Source organism: Streptomyces tamarix (assembly GCF_032423885.1).
GTDB lineage: Bacteria > Actinomycetota > Actinomycetes > Streptomycetales > Streptomycetaceae > Streptomyces > Streptomyces tamarix.
The window spans coordinates 58,239-70,780 of record NZ_JAWCTQ010000016.1 but is presented as its reverse complement, the minus strand read 5'-3'; the positions used below and the strand labels follow the sequence as shown (position 1 = coordinate 70,780).

The 12,542-nt window shown below is 35.7% G+C and carries 9 protein-coding genes; all 9 read right to left on the bottom strand.

The window, feature by feature from the left end:
- Positions 1–5 precede the first annotated feature (5 nt).
- Positions 6–1,028 carry a baseplate J/gp47 family protein gene (locus RND61_RS15110; RefSeq protein ID WP_315878467.1) on the bottom strand — a complete coding sequence of 341 codons (1,023 nt, stop codon included), beginning with the start codon at positions 1,026–1,028 and terminating at the stop codon, positions 6–8.
- A gap of 37 nt (positions 1,029–1,065) precedes the next feature.
- The gene (locus RND61_RS15105) at positions 1,066–1,764 is read right to left on the bottom strand and encodes a baseplate family protein (RefSeq protein ID WP_315878466.1); all 699 of its coding nucleotides are present in this window, start codon (positions 1,762–1,764) and stop codon (positions 1,066–1,068) included.
- On the bottom strand, positions 1,754–2,266 hold the full coding sequence (locus RND61_RS15100; RefSeq protein ID WP_315878465.1) for a hypothetical protein: 513 nt from the start codon (positions 2,264–2,266) through the stop codon (positions 1,754–1,756). Before RND61_RS15100 ends, RND61_RS15105 begins: the two co-directional genes overlap by 11 nt.
- Complete coding sequence (locus RND61_RS15095; RefSeq protein ID WP_315878464.1) at positions 2,266–2,868, bottom strand: hypothetical protein; 603 nt, start codon at positions 2,866–2,868, stop codon at positions 2,266–2,268. Before RND61_RS15095 ends, RND61_RS15100 begins: the two co-directional genes overlap by 1 nt.
- Positions 2,869–2,943: 75 nt before the next feature.
- Positions 2,944–3,105, bottom strand: a complete 162-nt coding sequence (locus RND61_RS15090) for a hypothetical protein (protein ID WP_315878463.1) — start codon at positions 3,103–3,105, stop codon at positions 2,944–2,946.
- Positions 3,105–3,353 (bottom strand): hypothetical protein, encoded by a 249-nt coding sequence (locus RND61_RS15085; protein WP_315878462.1) that lies wholly within the window; start codon positions 3,351–3,353, stop codon positions 3,105–3,107. The genes RND61_RS15090 and RND61_RS15085 overlap by 1 nt, the downstream gene beginning before the upstream one ends.
- Positions 3,350–9,004: a hypothetical protein gene (locus tag RND61_RS15080; protein ID WP_315878461.1), complete on the bottom strand. Its 5,655-nt coding sequence runs from the start codon at positions 9,002–9,004 to the stop codon at positions 3,350–3,352. The genes RND61_RS15085 and RND61_RS15080 overlap by 4 nt, the downstream gene beginning before the upstream one ends.
- 5 nt (positions 9,005–9,009) lie before the next feature.
- Entirely contained in the window at positions 9,010–9,729 is a 720-nt protein-coding gene (locus tag RND61_RS15075) for an NlpC/P60 family protein (protein ID WP_315878460.1), read from the bottom strand.
- A gap of 12 nt (positions 9,730–9,741) precedes the next feature.
- On the bottom strand, positions 9,742–12,489 hold the full coding sequence (locus RND61_RS15070) for a CHAP domain-containing protein (protein ID WP_315878459.1): 2,748 nt from the start codon (positions 12,487–12,489) through the stop codon (positions 9,742–9,744).
- Between the last annotated feature and the right edge of the window lie 53 nt (positions 12,490–12,542).

Genomic DNA, 12,542 nt, shown 5'->3' with positions numbered 1-12,542 from the left:
TATCCTTAAATAGTCTGGTAGTGAGTTGTTATACTTCCAGCTCTTATCAAATCTGATGGCATTGTATTTGTATTATTGTCTAGGTTATTAACTGAGATATCATATATTTTTTCATCGAAGTTCATTATAGTTGTAATCAACTCATTCTTAACTAGGCTTTTCCCTGCAGTGAATGAATCTAAATATGCTGCTATATATTGTCTAACACTGTCATCATAACCAGAAGATAGATTATTGGCATATGACACTGGAAGTGTAATCGTAACATCTATATCAATAGGGGTTTTGAATATGGGAAGGACTGTTACTTGTATACCTGCTGGTCTTACCTTATCAACTGCTTCCTTAACAGTTGCCTGTAAAAAGCTAGGCAAGTTACCACTACCATCGTGTGCATAGACATTAACGGTTCCAACCTTTTCATCAACGTATACACCACTTATTTCAGGAATAGCTAGTGTAGCATTTTCTAGAGATACGGCTGTAGCCTTAGATAAACCTGAAATAAACAATTGGAATCTTGCTAAAGCACTTTCATAACTCTCTTCTTCTTTTCCTGTCGATATATCTTCTAGATTTGTTACAGCAGATACGTTTGCAAGACCAGATTGAACGGTATCTATGCCACCTTTAATAATGTTCCCAACTTCTCCTGGTGTGTCGGCTTGAACTAATATAGAAAATGAATTAGAACCAATAGGAACGGTTACAGATTTAACTACCTGATATATAATGCTTGATTTAGAAGGGATAGAACTTGTGAATGATGTACCAGCAGATACTATTTGTTCTGATGCAAGAGGTGTTGTAAAACTTATCTGTAAATATCCATATGCATTAACAGCCCGTTTTTTTGTGAATCCGAAGCTGCTCATTAGACCATTTTCAATTCCTTCCCGTATGTTTTGATAAGAAGACATATATAACTGGTCTATTTCTATTGATACTGCATCATATATACTTCTGACAGCAGAACCAACAGAGTAATCTGTTACTTTGTTTGTAGTTGCATTAGTGAAGTCTAACATATCTAGTAAGACTTCAGATTGTTTTTTTATATTCATATTACTGACCTAACGTAAATTTTCCAATAGAGTCCATGTTTATAATGATAGTCTGTTGGTCTTCTTCTGATATAGGAACTATTCTAATATTGAATTTAACCCTATCATCTTCAGAGTAATAGCTTGTAACAGTTGCATCACTTATTCTACTATCACCTTTAATTGCTTTCTCAATCCAACTTTTAAGAACTTCTAGTTCTATAGATGAGTTTAGATTTCCTAAGAATTCATAAACATGTGAACCGTATTCTGGGTGAAGAGGCAAACTTCCAATAGGAGTATTTAATCTCATTAAGGTTGATTGAACAATATTATCATAACCTTTTACAACATTAATTGAACCTTTTCCATCAGAATCTAAACCAACTATTTCATCTGAGCCTGCTCGATAGTTAGCTGTGTCTAAATCGGTTATTAAAGACAAGTCCCTTCCGAACACATACTCAGAAACTTGTTTTCTATCTGCAATTGATTTCGCATCTTCTACCTGAGCATAGGACTCCTCAATTGGAATTAATAGCAAATCGCCTGCTGCTAACTGTTCCCGTTTAACATTCTTCATATCAGGTTCAACAATGTAAGGAAACTTAAGACCATTAAAAGAAGCTAACGAATACCACTGAGTTAAATCGCCTAATGTTGATTGTGCAATACTTTGTAATGTATCGCCTTGTTGGACTGTATACTTTTTATAGCGCACTAGGTTCACCCCTCATGACTGAATGAGCGTATAGTATATCAGAGCGCAATTTCTGTAGTGATACCATAATAACCTCATATTTATCATCATATTCTTCCAAGGATTCAATAATGTATCCTATGTTATTGTAAAGGACTAGAGAATCATTTTTTGTAACTTGCACATTTCTTTGGGTTCGTGTTTCCCAATCGATAGCACTAAATGACTCTAAGTAAACCATTCTAAGTAGTGTTAACAAATTAGGTTGTGATTTAGCCCATTCTGATTTTAGACTTTCTTGTATTACTGTGTTATAATTAACATCATCTGAACTAATATACCCACTTGTATTATTGTTAATCGATTTAAACATATTGAGTGCTAAAGTAGATACAGAAAAAGTTGGGTAGTATACTTTACTTGAGATATAATTACCAGAATTTGATGCGCTTATATCACCAGAATAGCTCATTGGAATACTAGATATAAAATTTAATAGCGTTCTATCTTGTGATGTGTTCATTATCTAGCTCCTATAATAGTGGATGCTCTATTAGTTCCAGCTTGACTATCAGAGCTAACTGTGCCACTAGAGTAACCTGCTGAACGTAATGATGTACTACCAGAACCTTTATTACTATCTGAAGTAGTTGTTTCAGCATTTGTTATAGTTGAATCTATGTCAGCATCACTTAAGTCACCTATAACATAAAAAGATATTTTATACTGTGACACTAATGGATTATTAACATCTCGTGTGTATGTTACTCCATCACTATGCATAGTAACATAATTATATTCACCATCTGTGAAATTATAAAATATCATATAAGGCTTTGGTGTTTGACCATACCTAGGACTTTTCCTATTAAATCCATCAAGGAAACTTTTCATGCCATTTATAGCTGTTTGGTTTTTATCATTACCTGTTGTACCACTTATAGTTATTACAGCAACATCATTGTTAAAATCTTCAACAACTGTCGCTGATTGTGTTCTAGTAACAGAGACACGTTGTGGTATTGTTTTTTCATAATTTTCTGGGTTAACTCTAAAATCATAGTTAGCACCATTATATGATAATCTCATTCTTTTTAGTGAGTGCGTTCCATCTGCCTGTGTCATAGTATTATTTATCCTTTCTTCCCTAATATAGCAAGTAGTAGAGATAGATTTATTTGATATGTACGGGCAAAGCCCTTATTTAACTTTTGATTCTAGCTCAGAAATTCTAGCCTTTAAGGTAGCTATTTGAACTGTCTTCTCAGCAACATCTTGTGCTAAATTGCTAATTACTAAACTAGCATCAACTTGTGTTCCTTGTGACTGTTCTACTTTTTGTTCTTGATTATCTTCTTGCATTAGTTACCCTCCGTGGTAGTATCAGCAGGTGCTACATAAGTAGACATGCTCTCTAACAATCTATCAGACATTGTTTTGGCAATCTTATCCAACTTCTGTGTTCCAGTCATATTTAGCCAGTCTGCTCGTGTAATTGTAACAGAGCCATTCTCAATATGTGTACCATCTGAAAATGTGGCGTCAAACATAAGCTTAACTGTTTGCTTATCATTATCTGGAATTTCATTTTTCATTTGCAAATTATTCATTTTATTTTATCTTTTAACCTTTCTATTTCTAGCCGTAGTTCGTTAATCATTTCCCTTTGTTGTCTAACTGCTGGTATAAGAGCTATACCTATTTTATCATACTCTATTGATTCTACTGTACCGTCTCTAGGGTCTCTAACAACAAATTCCTCAAGATTTGCCTTAACTAAGTCTTCTGCTATTAGACCTACGTATCGTGACCCATCTAGGTTGATTGCATAATCAGGCTCATCACCATAGGTCTTATAAGCAACACGCATATCCTCCTCACCCTTATCATTCCAAGAAGCAAGGTCAAGTGTCATTAACCTATCTGCTAGTGTAGAGGTAGTATCATACTGTATATTCGTCTTATACTTAGTAGCAGATGTTTGAGCGAAGAAAGCCCCGTCACCAGCCATTTTTACATCAGAACCTCCAGAGCCAGACTTCTTTGACTCATAGTACAAATACCCATTTCTAGAGTGTCCTATTCCTAAAACAAGAGTTGATACATCACTGAATAATTGTACTCCGTCACCATTAACGTATATCTTTCCACCACTGTTACCTGCAGCATTAGCTATACGGACATATCCAGCCGCGTCTAGGTACATATTTGCTGTACCATTATAAACACCTTGCCATATTTTACTTACTGCTGTTGGTACTTGCGTAGTTTTCCATGAGTAACCAGAGTTTAGGTTAACAGTGTCTACATATAAATTACCATCAGGTGTCATAACACCTCTTGGGTTAACCTGGTCCATACCAGTAAATATACCATGACCTGTTACATAAACAAAACCACCAGATGATTCTGGTCTATTATAGTTTTGTTGGTCAACACGTAGACCTTGTATACCTAATGAAGTTGTTGTTGTTAACTTATTAGTCCAAGTAACTGTTGTACTCCCATCAGTCGTCTGGGTAGGATATGCATATGGGGTACTACCGTCAGGCAACTTACCCTTATCAGGTGCAGTAATTGTACCATTGAACTCTAAGTCCCCTAGTGAGTTCATTATGAATGTACCTGTTTGGTCTACTTGGAACCAAGGATTAGTGTTATCTACTAAGTAATATCCAGAATTAGGGGTAAAGTCCCATATCTTTCCACCTAGAACAGACTGTATACTTCCACCACTACCAATAGTAAGTGTATTACCAATAGTAGCATCATAAGCAGACAACAGCCTAGTAGTAAAGTCGTCTGCAATAACTGTTTTAGAGTTCAAGTATATTGTAGCACCATTAAGTGATAATGACTGAGCATTACCTGTAATACCAGATATAAGATTACCATTGGAATCAATACCTAGGGTGAAATTACTAGCTGTCAATTGAAGTGTGGTTGTGGTTGACATCCCATAGTCACCCTTAACATAACTTCCTACGCTAGTACCTTTAACCAGTATAGGTCGATTGAATCCAGCCTTAGTTCCATTACCTCTAACATCAAAAGAAAATACAATGTACTTGGCGTTTGTTGGTGGAGTAAAGGAAAGGTTATTAACAGTTCTGTTTATCCACTTACCTGTTGCATTACCTGTTGCTAAGTTTATTCCTCCTGGATAGCCACTGCCATTGATTTCATTATAGCTAGAGTCTAGATATGTTAACTGACTGTAGACTGAACCCCCACTAGGAAGGGTGAATATATAGAAATTAAATGAAAAAGAAACAGGACTTAAGGAATTTATAGGTATAGGGGCACTGTTTGTCCGTGCCATTCCTGTTGTTGTACTTTCTAGCACATATACTGCACCAGAATAGTCATAGTCACCGGTTGTATAGTTACCATTTGCTCCATTGTTGTTTTGTGTCCACCCACCTAAATCAGGAGAAAAGTCAGAATTGTTTATCAGGTTTACTTGAGAAAGTGTATTAACACCTGACTGAGCTGTATCAATACCAGCCTGTACGTCCTCTGGAGCTGGAGTCCAGTCAGTTGCCTGATTACCAGACTCTAGCTTTAAGTTAGTAATTGTTATGTTTCCTTGTAAGTTATCCTGTCTAAATTGAACACTAGTAGCTGTACCAGTAGAATAACCATTTGAACTTAGTGCGACACTATTTTCATAATGACCAGAGCTATTGGTAGAACTAGGTTTTATAACTGCACCAGTTAACCCACCATATGGCGCTCCTGCCCATTGAGGATAAAATGTTCCTGATAAAGTAGAACCACTAGCAACCCAATCAAACGATATAGTTAGATACCCTGATGATCCGTATTGGTTATAAAGGTCTGATACCTTTTTACTACCTGCAAGATAGTATCTACCGCCTTGTGAGTCAAAATTACCATTTGTAGAATTATTACCAACACCTGTAATACTAACAGATGTACCTAGCAATAGGTTTCTACCACCTACAGACAGGTTATTTATAGCATTATTGGCTGTATCAGCACTTGTCTGTGCTTTACCTGCATTGCTATTAGCTGTATTCGCACTTGTCTGTGCAGTGGCAGCACTAGATAATGCATTATTGGCTGTAGATTGAGCTGTAGCAGCACTAGACTGTACATTTGATATACTTACACTAAATGATTCAGCAGTAGCTGCAATATCATTAGTGTTTTTTGTTATTCTACCATCGGCATCTGTTTTATATGAACTGAGAGCTAACGTAGCTTGGTCTGCTGTTAGCTGTGCCTTTGCAGCATTGCTAGTTGCAACAATTGCTGCGCTACTAGCACTATTGGCTGTAGTTTGTGCGGTAGCTGCACTAGATAGCGCATTGTTAGCGGTAGTTTGTGCGGTAGCTGCACTAGACTGCGCTTTACCTGCATTATTGTTAGCAGTATTTGCACTTGTTTGTGCAGTGGCAGCACTAGATAGTGCGTTGTTGGCTGTAGTTGTAGTACTTGATAATTCTGTGGTAATACTGTCAGCCCTAGCCTCTATCTTAAGAACACGGGCATTATTGTTATAATTGCCTTGTACATAGTCACCAACTGTCGGTGAAAATACCATCATTGGCTGTGATAAGTACATCTGAGACCCCTCTCTAGTCTCAAAGTCTATTATTAGTTGAACTGTTCCTGATGGGACAGCTATATTAGGTAGCGTTTTTGTCACCCAACCACCACCAATTGTACTATCCCAACTATACATATTACTTGTAGTATTACCTGTGGAGTCAATGAATTTAACAAATAAATGCGCATAGTTTTTTAATGTAATTGTATTAACAGCCCAAGATAAAGATATAACTGTAACACCATTTACAGGAACTAATTGAGAATGTCTAGTATAATATGTTGATGTCTCAGTATTATTATCTATATATATTGCATTTGAACCATTATATGAACCTGACGAAGTAACATATTTATCTACAGCTCCTGTAATTGCAGAACCTGTGCTAGACCAACCAGCAAAATCAGGACTAAACTCTGTGTTAAACAGTTGGTTAATTTTACCTAGACTGTTGATTTGATTATTCATTGACTGAATAGTAGTATCAAAGCCATTAGCACGTGTAGTTAGATTGGTAATATTAGTTGTCTGTGTTCCTTGAACAGTTTGAATATCACCAATCGTTTGCTTAGTGCCATTAACATCGGTAGTAATCTGATTAATTTTATCAGATTGACTACTTTGTGTTTTTTGGATATCACTAATAGTCTGCTTAGTCTGTGTGGCATCACTAGTAATACTATTTATTTTTGAATCTTGAGTAGCATTGGTATTTTTAATATCAACAATATCTTGCTTAGACTGATTAGCCGTCTGGGTGGTTGTGTTTATCTGAGTAGTTAAATTACCTGTTGCTGTATCAAAATCTGTCTTCTCTACTTTTGTTTTTAATCCATCAACAGCATTGCTTGCAGTTGTTTGTGCAACTGATATCCTACCATCTGCATCTTTCTTATAGTCAGAAAAATCAGTTGTCATACCATCAACTGTAGTTTGTATGGTAGCCATTTTAGAATCTTGAGAATCATTAGTTTTTTGTATATCAGTTATTTCTTGTTTAGTGCCATCAACGTCAGTAGTAATCTGATTAATCTTATCAGATTGACTACTCTGTGTTTTTTGGATATCACTAATAGTTTGCTGTGTTTGACTAGCATCACTTACAATACTATTTATTTTAGATTCTTGCTGACTGGCTGTATTTTTAATATCAACAATATCCTGCTTAGACTGTGTTGCTGTTTGACTAGTAGCATTTATTTGTGTGCTTAATTCATCTGTTTTTTGGTCATAGTCTGTCTTCTCTACTTTAGTAGAAAGACCATCTAGAGCTTGAGTAGCAGTTGTCTGAGCTGTTTCTATTTTTCCATCTGCATCGACCTTATTTTGCTGGATTGTTGTGCTTAATTCAGAGTTGGTATCCTCTATAGTTTTCCTTATAACACCATCAGCACTAGAAGCAGCGTCCATTGCATCTTGTTTTGCTTCATCCGCATAACCCTTAGCTTTTTGGTCAACTGCATCAATTTGTGCTTGTCTTTCTTTAACTTCATTTGATAGGTCTACAGTAGCATTTGACTCAGCATCTTTGGCATACTGTTGAGCTTTTTTATCAGCCTCATCAATAGCATTCATAACTTCTTTATAGTTTTCATCTGTTGTATCTTGGAATCCAGCTATAGCATTATTAATATTTTGATTAGCAGAGTCTAAAGAACTGTCTGCATATCCTTGTGCTTTTTTATCTAAGGCATCTAGGTCTGCTTGTGATACATTACCATCTTCAATGACATCACCCTTATATGTTTTTACAATTCCATCTTTACCAACAGATAGATTATAATCACCAGACCATACGTTGACTCCAGTATCGTCAGCTTTTACCCCAGAAGAATTTGACTTAGAATCATCAGGAACCCAATCTTTATTCTGATATCTAAGTTCAACACTCTTGTCAGCCTTAAGATTAACATCACCTCTACCATCTTCACCTACTACGTATCGGCTTAATGACAATGAATTATCGTCATCAAATAATACTGCTGTCTTATTTGGGCTAGTAGATGCCCCATGAATAAGTAGCATTTGTGATGCTGTTGATGAATAAGGTTTTATCTTATCCCCCGATACTAAATCAGTTTTGTATAAATCATCATATCCATAACCATAATTATTAAGGATACCATCGCCACTCTCACCAGAAGCAGTCTTAAAGAAGCTACCACCGGATAGTGTAACTTCACGATGACCATCACCAGATACGTAGTCATATACTTGTCCTGGGTATAATCTGAATGAACTCATTGTGTCATTGTATAATTCACCCTGGCTAGGATTACCTGTTGTTGCACTGGTATTGGATAAAGCAGTTGCATTATCAGGTGTTTTATAGACATTGATAACAACGGGTCTGGTACTATCACCATCTATAAAACCAATTAATACTAAGTCGCCAATGTTTATAGGGAATGTTTCGCCATAACGGAAACCAGTATCAGTTACACCGTTAAATGGACTTGGAACACGAGCACTTAATTCTCCACTTGTACCTTCCGCATTACCTAATGTATCATATTTTTGAACTGTAGTAACATCAACAGTACCAGCAACAAAGTTTACTTTTGTAACAGTAGCAAATATTAAGCTGTAGTTATTAGAACCAGTTTTGTAAACGTCCTTTATTTCTCTACCAAGGCTTGACTGTAGGGTAGCTGTACCTTTTAATTTTCTTACGTAATCTGACATATGTATTAACGAGCAATAACTGCTCGTATTCCTCCATTGAATCTTTGTGCCCAGTAGTCTGTGAATTGAAATTCATAAATTCCGCTTCTTGTAATATTGTTTGATACACCTGTTGCGATTATAAAATTATAATTGCCATTTCTATATCCAGTGAATATACCAACAGAACCATTTTTCTTATGTGTATCAAAGAAAACCAAATCACCGATTGTTGCTTTCGCTATAATTGAACTTTTTTCTGTAATCGTCATGGTTTTTTCACCTGTTGATATGGTGAATAATTTTTGAGAATTAAGCAAATCTTCAACGTTGCCACAAGCATCTTCAGAAGTCCAATTGTTTATGTTAGCTTGATAACATAACCATCCAACAAAACTGCTATTGTCTATCTGTATCATTTTTGTAGTTGGTACTTGCAAAGGGTTAAATTTTGGGTCATGACCTTTTGAATGAACGTATTCAATCCTAGAATTTTGAGATAAATAGTAGTTTGCATAGGCTAACATATAATTGCTGGTTCCATATGATAATTCGCTTATTTGGTCATCTGTTAAATAAAAGGTTGAGTTCTGAATAAAGTCATCACTGTATGAAAATTGTAAAATACTAGCTTGAGGGTTTTTATCCGGAGAAACTGGTTGAACTATTAAATCTGATTTAGTTGTATTTTGTGTGCCCTGTTGAGTTGATAGCTCTACAGGAGTTAGTGATTTTACAATATCCATTTTATATCCTTATTATTTAAAGTGTATGAATCCTGTTACTGAACTTATTGAGACTGTTCTTTGATGGAAGTTGTGTAAGTTTTCCCAGTTATATTCATCTAGGTTAACATTGTTGCCATCTATTTTTGTTACCATAGCTACGTGACCAGCACCACCAGCTCCTCCCCATCCTGGAGAGAACCATGCTACATCACCAACGTGAGGTGTTTTAGTAACATATTGGCTACGTTTAAGACCCCAGTTAGATGCATTACCTAAACTTGAGAACAGAGTTGGGGAAACTCCCGACTTTGATAATCTCCATGCACAGAATGAGACACACTCACGATTATAATAGTTCCATGTATCTGCCATACTATCGGGTGTAGCATTCCTCCATTTATCAGGATAATCATCTCCACCAGAACCACTAGATACATTATCTGATGAGTCATTAGAATCACTCCCTGAGCCATCATTTTGTAAAGAAACACTCTTACTATACAAAGTAGCTAAGTTTGCTTCTCCGAATAAGCCACCTGTGAAAGCAACTGCTTGATTATAGTGTTTAAATCTATCTAATCCAGTTATATCTGACTGAAGACCTCTTGTCACAGTCAACACAGTAGTATATCCACTAGTTAAACTAAACTCATGAGAAACACCTTCAATGTAGAACTTCCACATAACACTATCTCCAGATTGTGTTACCTCGGAGTTATCAGTTATTATTAGTATATTCCCTACTCTATAGCCAGGTCTACCTACAACTCTTATTTCCCCTGAAGTGAAACTAGAATTATCTGCATACCAATTAGCTAAATACATAGAATATTTTTTTAAATTCTGCTTATTGATATTATCATTAGCATCTTGTTCTTTTTTCTTGGATGACTCTTTTTCTGCCTTTTGCTTAGCTTTATCTTTTTCTTTTTTTACTGATTGTCCTAGTAAAGAATCTGGGCTTAGACCGTTGCTAAGACCAATTGATTGTGATAATACTGAATCAGCAGGTAAAGTACTTTTACCTTTTTTTGCTTTTATAGCATTACCCAGTAAACTATCATCACCGAGAGACGTTTGTGCAAATGGATTTGAATCTTTCTTATTTGACTTAGAGAATTTTTCCCTAGCATAATATCCTGCCATAACCGATGCGATACTTGTAGCCCAATTTGGGTCAGTGGCATATCCAGCAGCCTTCATCTCGTTAAGAGTGGTATGACCTTTTTGATAATAATTTTTACTAATCCAGTTTGCACCATTAATTATTCCTGACTCAACACCATTGCTACTTAGTGTCTTAGCATTATCTGGGTTATTATCAAAGGCATATATACCAAAGTAATTATGATAAGACTGCGCAATGTTACTAGTTCCCCATGCACTTTCAATACCTGCATGAGCAAGTATATAAACTGGATTAAGACCAGAAGCATTACCTGCATTTATAAAGTAAGAACCATTACCCCTGAAAGGAGAGTTTGATGGAACGCCATATTTGTTCATAAAGTCATTAAGACTATCTACGGTTATATTCTTTTTGTCAGTCCATCTCAATGTTGCATTTTGTATGCTAGATACATCTGCGGAAGTAATAGGTGCTCCTCCATCCTTTAGGCTTGTACCAGAAGATGATGAAGTTGAACTATTATCATATTCAGAACGGAATATATACTTATTTTCTTTTGATAAAAGGTTGAATCCATACTTAGATGTAAGGCTAGGGAAGTAAACAGGATTTGCCAGTAATGACCCATCAGTGTTTGGAATAATATTACTTGGAATAGGTGTCTCAAATATAGAGTAGGCTTCTGTATCTGAACGAGATACAGTCCTTTCGACTATTTCATTATTGCTAACTGAGTATGCATCTAGGCTATTCCAGTCACTATATTCAAAAGGTGTTGGTCTTAAGTAGAAGATTTCTTTAGCATTACCTTCACTATCGGTGTAGTAATCTTCTCGTATTTCATTATAAGGTGTAGCAGCACTATCTTTAATCAACTGTAGAAGGCTACCCTGATAACTGGTTATATTGGTTGGGTCAGTTAAAAATTCCTCAGGTCTGCTAGATAGATTAAGTTCAAAGTAGTCAGATATACTTCTGTTGTTAGCATATTGATAACTACTATGTTGGAATAAAAACCACTTCATTAGTTGGTCAATTATACCAGAAGCTTTTTGTCCCATGAATGATAATTGAGTTATTGATTTGTTATCTGAGCCAACAGATGTACCAGCGGAATTTTTTCCATCTGTTTCAGTATACTGACCTTTATCATTTTGACTAATACCAGGAATTCCATACATCCATCCTGCATCACCCATAAGACCGTTTAACTCTTGAATAGTTCCTAATGACATTTGAGTGATTGCTTTAGACATAGAGTTACCATTTACTTGATAAACGGCAGAGTTTTCGCCATATTGACCAATCATTCTAACTTCACTAATCATACCAACCATGATTAAATCATTATCTACTTTTGATGGGCGACTGGGGTTTATTCTAATTTCAACAATGTCATTACTAGTTAATAAGTTTTCCCATCTTTGAGTACCAACCATAACTAGGTTAAATGTACCCATATCGTTAGACATTTGGTTCTCTGTTGTTAGAGAAATTATACCATCAGATATCTCTCCTGTAGATAGTTTCTTAAAGTAAGTATCCTTAGAACCCTGCTCTTCAGTATCATATGTCAATAAGAATTCATTTTTTTCAGTTGTTATTTTAACGCTTACTGTAACGTTTCTAGCGTAGTTAGCATCAGCCATGTATTATCTTACCTTTTTGATTATATATCTATTTTAACTCATTCGTCCCGTAA